Origin of the sequence: uncultured Marinobacter sp. (assembly GCF_913055835.1) — a bacterium.
Taxonomy (GTDB): domain Bacteria; phylum Pseudomonadota; class Gammaproteobacteria; order Pseudomonadales; family Oleiphilaceae; genus Marinobacter.
Genome location: NZ_CAJXKQ010000003.1, coordinates 48,215 through 63,695, shown reverse-complemented (window position 1 = coordinate 63,695; position 15,481 = coordinate 48,215). Strand labels below are relative to the sequence as shown.

Below are 15,481 nucleotides of genomic sequence, written 5' to 3'. Positions count from 1 at the left end.
AACATGGCTGGTTACAAGATCCTGCAAGCTGAAAAACAGGGCATTTATGTCCTGAAGTTTATCGGGGAAATCCGGCTGAACCTGTGTTCGACGCTGGACAATCTGGTTGAGTCCATCACCCAGGACCCACAGTTCAAAACCGTGGTGGTCGATCTGACCGAAACCGAGATCATCGACAGCACCACGCTCGGTCTGCTGGCGAAAATAGCCATGGCAGCCCAGAAACAGAGCCATTTCCTGCCCACGCTGATTTCGACCAACCCTGACATTACCCGCATTATCACTTCCATGGGCTTCGACAAGATTTTCATTATTGTCCGAGAACCCGCGTCCCGTATTGAAGAGCTTGAAGAAATACCTGTACTCAGGGCCAGCGAACAGCAGGTTCGGGATAAGGTTCTCGATGCCCACAAGGTGCTGATGGGCCTGAACAACCGAAACAGGGAAGAATTCAAGAATCTGGTGCGCGCTCTGGAATGCGAAGAGCCCGGTTAACGCCTCCTGCCTTTTGAGCGCGGCGCAGCCGGTTTCACACCCGATCTGACAAACGGAAGAACTATGTCTGAACAATCGACGCCTCGCGATACTGAGGCACGCGGACCGGTGCATGATGTAGCGGTTCTGGGCGGTGGCAGCTTTGGCACCGCCATGGCGAAGGTGCTGGGTGAGAACGGTCACCGTGTGCACTTCTGGATGCGCGGTGAGGCCCAGGCCGAGGAAATCCGCACCACCCGCATTAACAGCCGCTATATGCCAGGCATTGAGCTGGCCGGAGATATCCAGCCCACCACCGATCTTGCGGATGCGGTCAGCAAGGCTGAAATCGTGTTCGTCGCCATTCCCAGCAAGGCCTTTCGGGCCGTAATCCGTGAAAACTGCGATAAATTCCGCGATGACCAGATTGTTATCAGCCTGACCAAAGGCATTGAAGAGCACGGCTTCAAGCTGATGAGCGAGATTCTCCAGGAAGAAATTCCCCGCTGTCGGATTGGCGTTCTCAGTGGCCCCAATCTGGCGGGAGAAATTGTAAACCGCGACCTGACTGCCACCGTTATTGCGGCCAAGGATCCGGATGTGCGCCGCGCCGTTCAGGATCTGCTGGGCTGCGAGTACTTCCGGGTTTACGCCAATGTCGATGTGTATGGCGTGGAACTTGCCGGGGCGCTGAAGAATATTTACGCGATTGTCGCCGGCCTCGCATCGGCCCTGGAGATGGGGGAGAACGCCAAGGCCATGCTGATTACCCGGGGCCTTGCAGAAATGAGCCGGTTTGCCGTCAGCCTCGGTGCCAACCCGATGACCTTTATGGGGCTGGCGGGTGTTGGCGACCTGATAGTCACCTGCACCTCGTCCAAGAGCCGTAACTTCCGAGTGGGCTTTGCCGTTGGGCAGGGCCAGAAGCTGGACGACGCCGTTGCAGATCTTGGGCAGGTTGCAGAAGGTATCTATACCCTGAAGCTGGTCAAGGAGAAGGCCGAGGCGATTGGCATCTACATGCCGCTGGTTCGCGGGCTTTACGAAATCCTTTACGATAATGCGTCAATCAAGGCGGTGATCAACAGCCTGATGATGTCGGTCCAGAATTCCGACGTAGAGTTCATATTGCCGCGTACCATCAGCCAGTAGAACTGCCCGGAAACGCCTTAGAGGGTCTACAAGGAGAAGGTCTTTGCAACTGCTCATCATGCGTCACGGCGAAGCTGGCTGGCATACCCTGGATCAGGAGCGTGAACTGACCGAATCCGGCCGGCTGGGCGTTGCCGAGGTTGCTGCCCGCATCGCCGAGTCGCCCTGGCGGCCAAAACTGATCTGGAGCAGCCCGTATGTGCGGGCCCGGCAAACGGCTGCCATTGTCTCCGAGATCCTCAATTGCCCCGTTGAGGAAAAGATGTTCATCACTCCGGATGACGATCCCGGCGAATGTCTCGATGCGCTTATTGAGTATCACGATTCGCCATTGATGATTGTCTCCCACATGCCCCTGGTCGGCGGCCTGGCAACCCTCCTGGTAGACGCCCACCGCCGGGGCATCCCGTTCATGACCTCCCAGGCTGTGATGCTTGATATGCCGGTGGTTGGCCCGGGCTGCGCAGACTTGAAAGCGCAGTTTCTGCCCTGATACTTCCGTTTACCGATTTGTGAATCCTCCAATTCGAGCCTGACTATGTACAGCTTTCCGATTGACTACGTGGAGCCGGTGTTCCGGCCACCCAGTGAAGCCAAGTCACTGATACTGCCGGTGACCAACGGCTGCTCCTGGAACAAATGCACCTTCTGCGAGATGTATACCCAACCGCAGAAGAAATTCCGGGCCCGCAAGCCTGATGACGTGCTCAAGGATATCCAGAACGCCGCCCGTAGCCTGGGTGGCGTGCGCCGGGTGTTCCTGGCGGATGGCGATGCCATGGTGTTGCCTACCCGTCGTCTGCTGGAGATTCTCACGCAGCTACGTGAGGCGTTTCCGGACCTCCAGCGGGTGTCCAGTTACTGTCTGCCCCGCAATCTTGCAAAGAAATCCGTGGAGGAGCTGGCCCAGTTGAAAGAAGCCGGCTTGCAGATTCTGTATGTTGGCATGGAATCCGGTGACGACGAGGTTCTGCGCCGCGTCAACAAGGGCGAAACCTGGGAATCCACCCGCTCGGCGCTGGTGAAGATTCGGGAGGCCGGCCTGACCAGTTCCGTGATGGTGCTGAACGGGCTCGGAGGTGAGAGCCTCTCGCGCCAGCACGCGATCAATACCGCGACACTCTGCAACGAGACCCAGCCGGATTATCTGTCCACGCTCGTGGTCAGTTTTCCCCAGGGGGAGGAGCGTTTTCGGGAGGGCTTCGGTGATGATTTCACCCCACTCTCCCAGCAGGGGCTTTTCGAAGAAATTCGGCTTTTCCTTGAGCACCTTGAACTCGACAAAACCATCTTCCGCAGCGATCACGCCTCCAACTACCTGGTGCTGAAAGGGACCCTTGGTCGCGACAAGCAGAAAATGCTGGACCAGGTTAACCTGGCTATCACCAATCCGGGCGCAGCGCCGCTTCGTGCGGAGTGGATGCGCGGGTTGTAAATCATTGAACCGGGAGCCACGGTTATGAGCATGAATCCGGAAAATCTTGCTAAACAGGTGGAGGAAACCGTGAAAAAACCCGGTAACCCGCCAATTGATCAGTGGAACCCGGAGCTGTCCGGCGATATGGATCTTCGTATCAGCCGGGACGGCCAGTGGATCTTCAAGGGCGAGCCCATGGCTCGCGAAGCAATAGTGAGGCTGTTCTCCACCATTCTCCGCCGGGAAGAGGATGGCGACTACTACCTGGTGACGCCCGTTGAAAAATGGCGGATTCAGGTTGAGGATACGCCGCTGCTTGCCCATTCGCTCCAGGTAACCGGAGAAGGCGACAGGCAGGTCATCTCATTGACCACCAACGTGGGCGAGACGCTGGAGATTGGCCAACACCATCCTCTGGAAGTTGGAACCTATCCGGGCTCCGAGGAACCGCGTCCCGTCGTACAGGTACGCCACGGGGTCGAAGCCCGACTGGTAACCGCGGCCTATTATGACCTGGCGGAGCATGTGGTGGAGCGAAACGAGGACGGCCATCCGGTTCTGGGCGTTTTTAGTCACGGAATTTTCTACAAAATCGGGAAGGGTGGTTGAAAACCCGTACCGCGGCCCCAGAATTACGGTAGAAAACGCACTAACTCAGTTGTTAAACTGTGTTTTCATACTTGTTATGAGCCTGGCTCTCTAACGAGGCCCGGTGGTCGTTAGTCCCTCTGTGCAGTCTGGCTGTTCACGATCACTTTCGATTGCCTAAATCAATTAAACAGTCATTGCGACACGCAAGGAGATCACATGGCCCAACCTCGTGTTGTCACCATCCATTACACGCTCACCAACGATCAGGGAGAGCAGCTTGACTCCTCCCGTGTAGAAGGTCGTGAGCCTCTGTCTTACCTGGAAGGTGCACAGAACATTATCGGTGGACTGGAAAGTGCACTGAACGAAAAGAACGCAGGCGATCAGGTTAAGGTTTCTGTAGAACCTGCTGAAGGCTACGGCGAAGTTAACGAAGAGCTGATCCAGCCGGTTCCGCGTTCTGCATTTGAAGGCGTTGATACCATCGAGCCGGGCATGCAGTTCCAGGCGCAAACCCCGGGCGGCCCCCAGGTTGTTCGCGTGGTTGAAGTTGGCGACGAAACCGTCACCATCGACGCCAACCATCCGCTCGCCGGCCAGACTCTGCACTTCGACGTAGAAGTGGTAGAGGCTCGCGACGCGACTGAAGAAGAGCAAGAGCACGGCCACGCTCACTAAGCTTTTCTGAAGCGCAACGAAGAACGGCTCCCGAGGGAGCCGTTTTTTTATGCCCGGAGATAATCGTGTCGGATTACGGCTGCGCCTAATCCGACCTACAAAAACACACTTCGAAGCCTCACCCCAACCCCGTAGGTCGGATTAGGCGCAGCCGTAATCCGACAACAAAAACCACCCCAAGCGCACTTCAAACCAGTAGGTCGGATTAGGCGAAGCCGTAATCCGACAACAAAAACCACCCCAAGCGCACGTCAAACCAGTAGGTCGGATTAGGCGAAGCCGTAATCCGACGACAAAAACCACCCCAAGCGCACGTCAAACCGGTAGATCGGATTAGGCGAAGCCGTAATCCGACAATCCGAATCCAAAAAAAACGGCCCGCGAGGGGCCGTTTTTATCACCGGAATCCGAACTTACATATTCGGATAATTCGGTCCACCGCCGCCTTCCGGCGTCACCCAGGTAATGTTCTGGGCAGGATCCTTGATATCGCAGGTCTTGCAGTGAACACAGTTTTGGGCGTTGATCTGGAAGCGCTTGCCGCTGCCATCATCCTTCTCGACAACTTCATACACACCAGCAGGGCAGTAACGCTGCGCAGGCTCGTCGTATTTCGGAAGGTTATCGCGAATCGGAAGCTCCGGATCGGTCAGCTTCAGGTGTACCGGCTGGTCTTCCTCATGGTTGGTGTTGGAAATGAACACCGAGGACAGACGATCGAAGGTCAGCGTGTTATCCGGTTTCGGATAGGTCACCTTCTTGCACTCGGCCGCCGGCTTCAGGGTGGCGTAGTCCGGAGTGGTATCGTGGAAGGTGATCGGCAGGCTGCCACGCAGGATGTTCTGCTCGAAGAAGGCGATAGCACCGCCAACCACGTTACCGAACTTGTGCATGGCGGGACCGAAGTTACGCTCGGCGTACAGCTCCTTGAACAGCCAGCTGTCTTCGAACTTCTTCTGGAAGCTGGTGATTTCTTCACCGCTCTTGCCGTCCTTGAGCGCCTCGAAAACCGCTTCTGCACCCAGCATGCCGGATTTCATGGCGGTGTGGGAGCCCTTGATCTTGGAGCCATTCAGGGTGCCGGCGTCACAGCCCAGCAGCAGACCGCCCGGGAAGCTCATCTTGGGCAGGGCGTTGTAGCCGCCTTTGGTGATGGCACGGGCGCCATAGGAAACGCGCTTGCCGCCTTCCAGGTGTTTCTTGATCTCCGGGTGCAGCTTCAGACGCTGGAATTCCTCGAACGGGCTCAGGTGCGGGTTGCTGTAGGACAGATCGGTAATCAGGCCCACGTAGACCTGGCCATTCTCCAGGTGATACAGGAAGGAACCACCGGTGGAGCCGGTCTCCTTCAGCGGCCAGCCGGTAGTATGAACAACCAGGCCCGGCTCGTGTTTGGCCGGATCAATGTCCCACAGCTCCTTGATACCGATACCGTAGTGCTGGGGATCCTTGCCTTCATCCAGGTTGAACTCGTTGATCAGGCGCTTGCCCAGGTGACCACGGCAGCCTTCGGTAAAGAGGGTGTACTTGGCACGCAGTTCCATGCCCGGCATGTAGCCGTCTTTCTCGGAACCGTCACGGGCAACGCCCATATCGCCGGTAATAATGCCTTTCACCTGGCCATCCTCAACGATGGTCTCGGAGGCGGCAAAGCCGGGATAGACCTCTACGCCGAGCTGCTCGGCCTGTTCGGCCAGCCAGCGGCACAGGTTGCCCAGGCTGATGATGTAGTTGCCATGGTTGTGCATGTTCTTGGGCACAAACGCATTGGGGATCTTGGTGGCGCTTTCCTGGTTCTTCAGCAGGAAAATGTCGTCGCGGGTAACCGGGGTGTTCAGCGGAGCGCCTTTCTCTTTCCAGTCCGGGAAGAGTTCGTTGAGGGCAGTGGGCTCGAATACGGTACCGGCCAGAATGTGCGCGCCGATCTCAGAACCTTTTTCTACCACGCATACGGTGAGTTCCTCGCCAGCTTCCTGCGCCAGCTGCATGACACGGCATGCTGCCGACAGGCCCGCCGGGCCGCCGCCGACGATCAGAACATCAAATTCCATCGATTCGCGTTCCACGTTGGTCTCCTCAAACATCTTTAATGGGAATTATATGCCCGCAGGCCAATTATTCTGGCCGCCATCTTACCGGTAAAACCGCTTGTAGACGACCGCCCCAAGCCGTTTGTCCCGGCTTGCATAACCAAAAGGATACCGTATTTGAAGAATCAAACAAACGTTTGTTTGAAATTCGCTCTGTCCTTTGGCATTGTAAGAGCACACTGAAACATCGTGTGTTTTGAGTCGAAATCTAGTATCGTCTCATTGCCGTCCCCGGTCAATACCGGGGAATTGGCTGAAAGTTCAGTCCTGGCGCGTCGTTTGAGGCTATTGATTCTGCTGAGTGTTGCCTCCATCATTAGTGCGCATTGAATTTCGGCAGGCTCTGCGCGAGGACTGCAAGTCATAAACCCATCGTAGAAGAACGAGGAATCTATGAAGGTTCTGGTCGCTGTAAAACGAGTAATCGACTACAACGTAAAGGTGCGCGTCAAGCCGGACAACACCGGTGTTGACCTCGCCAACGTCAAGATGGCAATGAACCCGTTCTGCGAAATCGCGGTTGAAGAAGCCGTTCGCCTGAAAGAGAAGGGTGTTGCCAGTGAAATCGTGGTGGTATCCATCGGACCGAAGGCCTCCCAGGAGCAGATCCGTACTGCGCTGGCTCTGGGTGCTGACCGTGGTATCCACGTCGAAACCGACGAGGAGGTTCAGTCTCTCGAAGCGGCCAAGCTGCTCAAGGCTGTTGTTGAGAAGGAAGAGCCAAAGCTGGTTATTCTTGGCAAGCAGTCCATCGATTCCGACAACAACCAGACCGGCCAGATGCTGGCCGCGCTGACCGGCATGGGTCAGGGCACTTTCGCTTCCGAAGTGGTTGTTGAGGGCGACAAGGTTAACGTAACCCGTGAGATCGACGGTGGTCTGATGACCGTTGCCCTGAATCTGCCTGCGGTTGTTACTACCGACCTGCGTCTCAACGAGCCGCGCTACGCTTCTCTGCCGAACATCATGAAGGCGAAGAAGAAGCCGCTGGACAACATGAGCCCGGCCGATCTGGGTGTCGACATCGCTCCGCGCCTTTCCACCCTGAAGGTTGAAGCGCCTGCTTCCCGTCAGGCGGGTGTGAAGGTGGCCGACGTTGCCGAGCTGGTCGATAAACTGAAGAACGAAGCGAAGGTGATCTAAATGAGCATCCTTGTAATTGCTGAACATGACAACAGCAGCCTGAAACAGGCTACCCTGAATGTTGTAGCGGCTGCCAAGGCCATCGGCGGAGACATCGACGTACTGGTTGCCGGTGAGAACTGTGGGGCCGTTGCTGAAGCAGCTGCCAAGGCCGAAGGCGTTAACAAGGTACTGGTTGCCGATAACGCTGCTTATGGTCACTTCCTGGGTGAAAACCTGGGTGAGCTGGTCGCCGAAGTAGGCAAGGGCTACAGCCACATCCTGGCCGCCGCCGGCACCACCGGTAAGGACTTCATGCCGCGCGTTGCTGCGCTGCTGGACGTTGCCCAGGTGTCTGACATCATGCGCGTTGAGTCCGAAGACACCTTCGTTCGTCCGATCTACGCCGGTAATGCCATCGCTACCGTGAAATCCAGCGACAGCATCAAGGTTGTTACCGTTCGTCCGACCGCGTTCGATCCGGTTGCCGCTGAAGGCGGTTCCGCTTCTGTTGAGCAGGTTGATGTGGTTAAAGACGCAGGCCTGTCTTCCTTCGTGAGCGAGCAGAAGGCCGAGTCTGACCGTCCGGACCTGGCCAGCGCCGGTATCGTAATCTCCGGTGGCCGAGGCATGCAGAACGGCGATAACTTCAAGATGCTGGAGCAGGTTGCTGATCTGCTGGGTGCCGCCGTTGGTGCATCCCGCGCCGCTGTCGACGCCGGTTTCGTACCGAACGACATGCAGGTTGGCCAGACCGGCAAGATTGTTGCCCCGCAGCTGTACGTTGCCGTAGGTATTTCCGGCGCCATCCAGCACCTGGCCGGTATGTCTGACTCCAAGGTGATCGTTGCGATCAACAAGGATGAAGAAGCGCCGATCTTCCAGGTTGCCGATTACGGCCTGGTAGCGGACCTGTTCGAAGCGGTTCCGCAGTTTGAAGAAGAGCTGAAGAAAGTTTTGTAACTTTCTGGTTGGCTTGAGAAAAGGCACCTTCGGGTGCCTTTTGCGTTGGGTGAAACCAGAATACCTGCCATGATACCCGGCCCCGACTGTTGAACCGGATACACGAACCATGACGACGATGCCGTTTGATGCATTAGCCTGCCCACTAGATGGTTGCCCGCTTACCCCCAGTGAAAAGACCTGGCGGTGCGAGAATGGGCACAGTTTTGATGTTGCCCGGCAGGGCTATGTGAATCTCTTACCGGTTCAGAAGAAACGCACCCTGGACCCGGGTGACAGCAAGGAAATGGTCGCCGCCAGACAGCGGTTCCTGAATGCCGGCTTCTACACAAAAATCGCAGAAGCGGTTAGCGATCGGGCACTCAAATCGCTGACGAATGACGGGACGGGCTCGGTACTGGACGCCGGTTGCGGAGAAGGCTATTACCTCCGGCACCTGGCAAGCCTGGCCGGCGACACAGATCTTTCGATGATTGGCGTCGATATTTCGAAATGGGCGGTGCTGGCAGCGGCCAAACAGGACAAACGGACGCGGTGGGTTGTTGGCAGCAACGCAAACCTGCCGGTTCTGCCGGAATCACTGGATCTGGTGCTGTGCCTGTTTGGTTTCCCGGTCTACGGCGAATTTTCCCGGGTGCTCAAGCCCGGCGGGCAGATAATCCAGGTGGATTCCGGTGCGGATCATCTGCGGGAGTTGCGGGAAATCATCTATCCGGAGCTTAAGCCGCCGGCAGACGCTGAGAGTGCAGCCCCCGAAGGCTTTCGGCACCTGGATTCAACCGTGGTACGTTTCCCGCTGACTCTTCCAGACCAGAACAGTATTGCTGATCTCCTCGCAATGACGCCCCATCTGTACCGGGCCACCTCCGAAGGTCTTGAGAAGGCCTCGGCGCTCGACTCACTGGAAGTGACCGTCGACGTGGTTCTGAAGCGTCTGGAAAAAGCCTGACCGCCGAGATTCATTCAGCGCCGTTAGAGCCCTCAGCCTTTCCGCGCTTGCGGGACGCGAGCCGCTTTTCAGCTTTGCCAATGATCAGGGTGTCGGCAAGGATATGCAGCGCCTTGTTGGTGGTGCGCACGGTTCGGTAGATCTGCTGGCTGGTCTGGTCATGGGTGGCCCGCGCTTTACGGGCCGTCTGCCGGAACTCCTCATCCCTTGAGACCAGATCAATCAGCCCGAACGTGGTATTTGAGATCGCCTTGTGGAGTTTCTCCACTGCGCTGGCACCGCCAGAGACGGAATCCTCCAACAGTCGGGCACGATTTCTCACTTCCAGCAGGTCCATCCGGCTCTTCTGGATAGCGCTGTGAGCCGCCATCCGATGAGAATTCAGAATCCGGGCCTCACGTCGGCAGAGCAGCAGTTGCCAGTAGGCAACGCAGAACCCGCTCAAGGCTAGCAGCAGCAAGGCAACGATTACCGTAGTCATCATCCTGCACTCCCCAAAAACATCCCGAACGCCGTACTCATCGATATTCGATCTGCATGTCCACGTCTATTTCACGTTCTGTCATCTCAGCTTCGAGCTCTTTCATCACTTCCTGATACACCATCTTGCGGACCATGACGGGCAGTTTGTCAGCCAGCACGCGCGCAGAGCGCGATTCCCGCTTCGCCAGGGCAATCGGATCCAGCACCCGCAGCGTAATAACCAGCTCCGGTTCCTGCTCGGAATCTGCGATATCGTCGTTCTCCATCATTCGCGCGATCACTTTGCGTTGTTCAAGAACCTGCCAGCAAACAAAAACGCTGAACAGGACAAGCAGGATGCTCAATACCAGTAAAAAGGTGATCAATTCGAACCTCCGGAAATCGTTTCGTGCACTGGCTCGCAGTGTGCACCAGGAAGTGTGACAAACGATTGGCCGTGACGACGGATTCAAGGGCGCGGTCAGGAAAGTAGAACGGGCGCTCAAAACTGTTAAGATCGGTTGCAGTTGTTAAATGAGCTACGCAGAATCAACGAGTTAAGGCCAATTATTCATACCAACAGAGGATTGTTCATGGTTTGGTTCAAGGCGTTTGCAAGTGGTTTTCTCGCAACCCTGGTGTTTCATCAGGGCCTGTTCGCACTGTTCTGGCTGGGCGGTATTGTGCCGGCGGCGCCGTTTAACCTGTCTCCGGTACCACCGTTTGGCGTTCCGCAAGTTGTATCCCTGGCGTTCTTTGGCGGCCTGTGGGGCATGGTGCTCTGGCTGATTCTTGGACGCCTCGCAGGGGTGAAGTTCTGGCTGGGGCATGTCATTGTAGGGGCAGTAGGCCCCACTGCAGTCGCCATGCTGGTGGTATTTCCCCTGAAAGGGCTCGATGTGTCTGCCCAGACCTGGGTAGGCGGACTTCTTCTTAACGGGTTCTGGGGCCTGGGCGTGGCCGCATTCATGCGCCTGATGGGGGCGAAAGCGCCCGTCGGAGTTCGTTAACGTCTGTACCAGTACCCGATCAATTTTCCATCAACCCGTTTTCAATACAGCTGACTAAGGAAGAGCAATGACCAAATCCGCTGAAACGGCCTATGACCTGGTGGTGTTCGGCGCCACGAGCTTCGTTGGCCAGATCCTTACCCGTTACTTGCTCGAAACCTACGGAGTGGGCCAATCGGTGAAATGGGCGATTGCCGGTCGCTCCGAGAGCAAGCTCAACACCCTGAAGGGCGAACTTGGCGACAAGGCCAAGGGTATTCCGGTCATTCTGGCTGATGCCTCCGATGAAAACGCGCTGAAAACCATGTGCGAGCAAACCCGGGTGATCATTTCTACCGTCGGCCCCTATGCCCTTTACGGTGAGCCGCTGGTACAGGCTTGCGTGCGCAGCGGCACGGATTACTGCGACCTGACGGGCGAAGTACAGTGGATCCGCAAAATGGTGGAACGCTACGAAGAGGAGGCCAAATCCTCCGGCGCGCGGATTGTTCACTGCTGCGGCTTCGACTCGATTCCCTCCGATATGGGGGTGTGGTTCCTGCAGAACCAGGCCGAGCAGACCTTTGGCGCGCCATGCCGGGATGTTCGTATGCGGGTGAAAACCGCCAAGGGCGAATTCTCCGGCGGAACCGTTGCCTCCATGATGAACGTGGCGAAGGAAGCGGCGGCGGATCCGAAACTGCGCAAGGAACTGGCCAATCCGTTCTCCATCTGCCCGCCAGACCATCGCTCCAAGACCCGTCAGCCGAGTCTCAAGGGTGCCGAGTTCGACAAGACCTTCAACGCCTGGCTGGCGCCGTTCGTGATGGGGGCCATCAATACCAGGGTGGTGCATCGCTCCAACGCCTTGCAGAACGCTCGCTACGGCAAGGAGTTTACCTACGACGAGGCCATGATGACCGGCCGTGGCACCAAAGGCCGTCTGGCCGCGTACGCCATCACCGGTGGGCTGGCAGCCTTCTTTACGGCGTCGGCGATCAAGCCTACCCGCTGGCTGGTAGAGAAGTTCGTGCCCAAGCCGGGCGAGGGCCCTAGCCCCGAAGCCCAGAAAGCCGGTTTCTATGACCTTCGGTTCGTAGGTCGCACGGAAGATGGTAAAACCATCATCACCAAGGTGACCGGCGACCAGGACCCGGGCTACGGTTCCACCGGCAAGATGCTGGGCGAAGCGGGCATGTGCCTGGCGTTCGACATTCCGGCGGATCAACCCGGCGGGTTCTGGACACCATCTTCGTTGCTAGACGGCAAGCTGATGGACCGGCTCACCAGCAAGGCGGGCCTGACCTTTGAGGTTCTGGAAACCCGCTAAACGCTAAGATAAATCACACGGTCGGTGCCCGGAAGGGCATCCGGCCCGTGTGCCAGGCTAACCACGGTTTTCCCTTCCAGAAGAGTTTCCATCCGTTTCGAGACACGCGCCCGGGTTTCGGCATCCAGGCCGGTAAACGGCTCATCCAGTATCACCAGCGGCGCAGGGTTCAATAACACCCGCGCCAGGGCCACACGCCGGGCCTCGCCGCCAGAGAGTCGGCTGCCAGCGCTGCCCAGCCAGGTATCGAGCTGATTCGGTTCACTGGCGAAGCGCTCAGCCAGCTCCATCTGCTCGAGAATGCTCCAGAGTTCAGTGTCGGAGGCCTCAGGGGATCCCAGTAACAGGTTGGCCCGGAGGGTATCTTCAAACAACACGGTTTTCTGGGTGAGATAGACGCAATCCTTTCGCGCCAGGCTACCCTGGGCAGTGGGCAGCAGGCCGGCGAGTACATCCGCCAGGGAAGACTTCCCGCTGCCGGAATGACCCAATATACCAATGCGTTCTCCGTTCTCGATTTCCAGATTGAACCGGGTGAACAAAGGCGCGTATCCGGGATGTTTTACCGCAATATTGTCGGCAAGAAGGGCCGTTTTCGGTGGCAACACTGTGGCGGTGGCTGTTACTGATTGCTCCTCTTCACGACAATCCCGGTTCAATCGTGCAGCGGATGCGACGGTTGCGCCCAGCTTGCCGAAGGCATCGGGCAGCATGGCGTAAACCTCGGCGAGGCCGAGCAGGGCAATGGGCATTAACACAAGCACCGGGCCGGAAACCGAACCCGACTGGAAAAGCGCAAAGCCGGCCCAGAGCGCCAGAACCGCAGACAGGTTGACGAACAGGTGGGATCCGGCCAGATGCCAGCCTACACGGGTATCGGCCTTCGCTTGTTCCGAAGTAACCTGATGGGCCTGACGCATCAGCCAGGCGGCATGTTTACCGGTACGCCCGGCCGCCGTCAGTTCGGGGAAACCTTCGATGTGTTCGATCACCGCCGTTCTCAACTCTTCCTGCCGGTCGCTTTGCCGGGCTGCCAGGCGCCAGGTTCTCAGGTAGACCCCAGCGGTGGCGATCACCAGGGCAATAATCAGCAACAGTCCCACCAGCAACGCCGTGCCGATATCGAAGAGAACCGCAGCCAGAATCACCACCAGAAGCGTTACCAAGCACGCAAGGGCCGTAGGCGCGATCAGGCGCAGGTAAAGTGTGTCCAGTGCATCCACATCGCTGGTGAGCCGGGACAGCCACTGGGCACCGCTCAGCTCCCCACGGCGAACGCGGCTGGCGCGTGAGAGGCGCTGGAACAAAGCCACGCGAATATCTGTCAGCAGCCTCAGAACGATATCGTGGTTGTAGACCCGCTCCAGGTACCGGAACACCGTGCGGGAAACGGCGAAAAACCGGATGGCGCCGCCGGGTACGTACAGGTTTATGGTCGCCGCCACGCCTGCGGCCAACAGCAGGCCGACCAGCGCGGTTTCGGTAATAAACCAGCCCGAAACCGCCAAGAGGCCTATGCCGGAGAGCAGGGTGGCGAGAATCAGAAACCCGCCCACAACCAGGCGCCCCGGGCGTTTGAAGATCAGGTCCAGCCACGGCTTCAGGTCACGCATCGCGTACCTCCCCGTCGGAAACCAACAGCACCCGGTTTGCCAGGGTCAGCAAGGCCTGGTGGTGGGTCGAGAAGATCAGGGTTTTGCCAGCCACCGCCAGTTTATGCAGGGCCTCCAGCACGAACACCTCACTGTCGCTGTCCAGGCCTGCGGTGGGCTCATCCAGCAGAATCAGGTCGTAATCCGCCAGAAAGATACGGGCCAGACTCAGCCGCCGGGCCTGACCACCGGAGAGCCCCTGGCCCTCCTCCGATACCGGGCTGTAAATCCCCTGTTTGCGACTGTCGAGCAGAGAACCGAGGCCGACATTGCGCAGAGCGGTTTCAATAGCAATATCCGAGGCATCAGGGGTGGTCAGTCTGAGATTATCGGCCCAGGTGCCCTGAACCAGAAACCCTTTCTGTCCCAGCCAGCCAAACCGGAAGCTGCCCGGAGCCTCGCCGAACAGGTGCATCTCACCAGTGTCTGGTGCCAGAAAACCTGCCAGGAGATGGAGCAGGGTGGATTTGCCGCCGCCGGAGGGGCCTGTCAGGGCTATCACTTCAGCTTTTCGAATGGTCAGTGTGAGATCCCGGAGCACCGATTGATCCGTCCGGAAGGTTTTGCTGACAGAACGCAGCTCAATCCGGTCGTCCGCACCCTCTACGGGAGCGATTTCCGTCGTGTTCTCAACGTTCACCGGGGATTCGAGCCGTTCAAGAATCTCGGTGCCTGCGCCCATCGCTGCTGCGCGATCATGGTAATGCTGGGAGAGTGTTCGCAGCGGCTGGAAAAACTCTGGAGCCAGCAACAGAATCAGCAGGCCTGAAAACAGGGTCAGATCCTCGGAGGGGCCGTAGGTGATGTATCCCAACAAACCAAAGCCGATGTAGATGGCAATAACGGCAATGGCCACGGAGGCAAAGAACTCCAGGACCCCCGAAGACAGAAAAGCGACCCGCAGCGTTTTCATGGTAACGCGCCGGTAGTGATCGGAGCGTTTGCGAATGAGCTCGGCTGCGCCTGCCGTCTGGCCAAACAATTGAAGGGTGGTCAGGCCGCGAACCTTGTCCAGGAACTGGCCGGACAGACGGCTGATGGTTTCAAAGTGCTGCTGGTTTAGCTTTTCCGCGCCCATGCCAACCAACGCCATGAACAACGGAATCAGCGGCGCAGACAGCAGCAGAAAAATACCGGCCAGCCAGTCCAGCCAGAACACCAGGGCGAGAATCAGCAGCGGCACAATCATCGACAGGGTCATCTGCGGCAGAAACCGCGCGAAATAACCGTGCAGCGCTTCCACGTGGTCAATCCATTCCCGGGCAAGGGTGCCAGCCGAAGACTGGCCCAGTTCCACCGGTCCGGTGGCCTGCCAGTGCTTATGGAGCTGGCGACGGGCATCGCGGCGAACCTGTTCGCTGCAACGGGCCGCAAACCGGGTCTGGAATCCCTGGCCCAGGGCGCGAATAACCAACGCGAGAATCAGGCTTAGAAAGAGGGGAGTGAGGTCCGCAACCGGGACCTCGTCAATCACACCCAGATGGATAATCCGGGCCAAGAGCACCATCTGAATAATGGTGGCAATGCCGGCAATGGTGCCGGCAACCACGGTGCCGCGAATCCACAGGCGGCTGCCACGGGCCAGGTCTGCAAGCCATCCGTTGACGGCTTT

At 57.8% G+C, this 15,481-nt stretch carries 16 protein-coding genes; 11 read left to right on the top strand and 5 right to left on the bottom strand.

Annotated elements, in window-relative coordinates; translation table 11 throughout:
- Nucleotides 1-3: 3 nt before the first annotated feature.
- From QZ534_RS02940 to QZ534_RS02915, 6 genes are all read left to right on the top strand, one after another.
- Entirely contained in the window at nucleotides 4-495 is a 492-nt protein-coding gene (locus QZ534_RS02940; protein ID WP_296931266.1) for an STAS domain-containing protein, read from the top strand.
- 63 nt (nucleotides 496-558) lie between these two features.
- Nucleotides 559-1,626 carry an NAD(P)H-dependent glycerol-3-phosphate dehydrogenase gene (locus tag QZ534_RS02935; protein WP_296931264.1) on the top strand — a complete coding sequence of 356 codons (1,068 nt, stop codon included), beginning with the start codon at nucleotides 559-561 and terminating at the stop codon, nucleotides 1,624-1,626.
- A gap of 43 nt (nucleotides 1,627-1,669) precedes the next feature.
- Nucleotides 1,670-2,119 (top strand): phosphohistidine phosphatase SixA, encoded by a 450-nt coding sequence (gene sixA / locus QZ534_RS02930; protein ID WP_296931262.1) that lies wholly within the window; start codon nucleotides 1,670-1,672, stop codon nucleotides 2,117-2,119.
- 45 nt (nucleotides 2,120-2,164) lie between these two features.
- Nucleotides 2,165-3,061, top strand: coding sequence for a radical SAM protein (locus QZ534_RS02925; RefSeq protein WP_296931260.1), 897 nt, complete (start codon nucleotides 2,165-2,167; stop codon nucleotides 3,059-3,061).
- A 24-nt stretch (nucleotides 3,062-3,085) separates the two neighbouring features.
- Nucleotides 3,086-3,652, top strand: coding sequence for a DUF1285 domain-containing protein (locus QZ534_RS02920; RefSeq protein ID WP_296931258.1), 567 nt, complete (start codon nucleotides 3,086-3,088; stop codon nucleotides 3,650-3,652).
- A 198-nt stretch (nucleotides 3,653-3,850) separates the two neighbouring features.
- On the top strand, nucleotides 3,851-4,312 hold the full coding sequence (locus QZ534_RS02915) for a peptidylprolyl isomerase (protein ID WP_296931256.1): 462 nt from the start codon (nucleotides 3,851-3,853) through the stop codon (nucleotides 4,310-4,312).
- Between the two features lie 413 nt (nucleotides 4,313-4,725).
- Here the strand turns inward: QZ534_RS02915 and QZ534_RS02910 are convergent, their stop codons facing one another.
- Nucleotides 4,726-6,378, bottom strand: a complete 1,653-nt coding sequence (locus QZ534_RS02910) for an electron transfer flavoprotein-ubiquinone oxidoreductase (RefSeq protein WP_296931254.1) — start codon at nucleotides 6,376-6,378, stop codon at nucleotides 4,726-4,728.
- A 417-nt stretch (nucleotides 6,379-6,795) separates the two neighbouring features.
- On the opposite strand from QZ534_RS02910, the gene QZ534_RS02905 reads away from it, so the two are divergent.
- The 3 genes from QZ534_RS02905 (at nucleotide 6,796) to QZ534_RS02895 (ending at nucleotide 9,436) form a co-directional block, all read left to right on the top strand.
- Nucleotides 6,796-7,545: an electron transfer flavoprotein subunit beta/FixA family protein gene (locus QZ534_RS02905; RefSeq protein WP_064230433.1), complete on the top strand. Its 750-nt coding sequence runs from the start codon at nucleotides 6,796-6,798 to the stop codon at nucleotides 7,543-7,545.
- Entirely contained in the window at nucleotides 7,546-8,487 is a 942-nt protein-coding gene (locus QZ534_RS02900; protein ID WP_296931252.1) for an FAD-binding protein, read from the top strand.
- A 109-nt stretch (nucleotides 8,488-8,596) separates the two neighbouring features.
- Nucleotides 8,597-9,436 carry a putative RNA methyltransferase gene (locus QZ534_RS02895; RefSeq protein ID WP_296931250.1) on the top strand — a complete coding sequence of 280 codons (840 nt, stop codon included), beginning with the start codon at nucleotides 8,597-8,599 and terminating at the stop codon, nucleotides 9,434-9,436.
- 10 nt (nucleotides 9,437-9,446) lie between these two features.
- Here QZ534_RS02895 and QZ534_RS02890 read toward each other — a convergent pair whose 3' ends face one another.
- Both QZ534_RS02890 and QZ534_RS02885 read right to left on the bottom strand, forming a co-directional pair.
- Nucleotides 9,447-9,920 (bottom strand): hypothetical protein, encoded by a 474-nt coding sequence (locus tag QZ534_RS02890; protein WP_296931248.1) that lies wholly within the window; start codon nucleotides 9,918-9,920, stop codon nucleotides 9,447-9,449.
- A gap of 34 nt (nucleotides 9,921-9,954) precedes the next feature.
- Nucleotides 9,955-10,284 (bottom strand): hypothetical protein, encoded by a 330-nt coding sequence (locus QZ534_RS02885; protein ID WP_296931246.1) that lies wholly within the window; start codon nucleotides 10,282-10,284, stop codon nucleotides 9,955-9,957.
- A gap of 207 nt (nucleotides 10,285-10,491) precedes the next feature.
- On the opposite strand from QZ534_RS02885, the gene QZ534_RS02880 reads away from it, so the two are divergent.
- Nucleotides 10,492-10,908, top strand: a complete 417-nt coding sequence (locus QZ534_RS02880) for a hypothetical protein (protein ID WP_296931244.1) — start codon at nucleotides 10,492-10,494, stop codon at nucleotides 10,906-10,908.
- 67 nt (nucleotides 10,909-10,975) lie between these two features.
- On the top strand, nucleotides 10,976-12,217 hold the full coding sequence (locus QZ534_RS02875) for a saccharopine dehydrogenase NADP-binding domain-containing protein (protein ID WP_296931242.1): 1,242 nt from the start codon (nucleotides 10,976-10,978) through the stop codon (nucleotides 12,215-12,217).
- Here QZ534_RS02875 and cydC read toward each other — a convergent pair.
- Complete coding sequence (cydC, locus tag QZ534_RS02870) at nucleotides 12,214-13,830, bottom strand: thiol reductant ABC exporter subunit CydC (protein WP_296931240.1); 1,617 nt, start codon at nucleotides 13,828-13,830, stop codon at nucleotides 12,214-12,216. The two genes, QZ534_RS02875 and cydC, sit on opposite strands and share 4 nt — an antisense overlap.
- Nucleotides 13,823-15,454: a thiol reductant ABC exporter subunit CydD gene (gene cydD, locus QZ534_RS02865; protein ID WP_296931490.1), complete on the bottom strand. Its 1,632-nt coding sequence runs from the start codon at nucleotides 15,452-15,454 to the stop codon at nucleotides 13,823-13,825. Before cydD ends, cydC begins: the two co-directional genes overlap by 8 nt.
- Nucleotides 15,455-15,481: the final 27 nt, after the last annotated feature.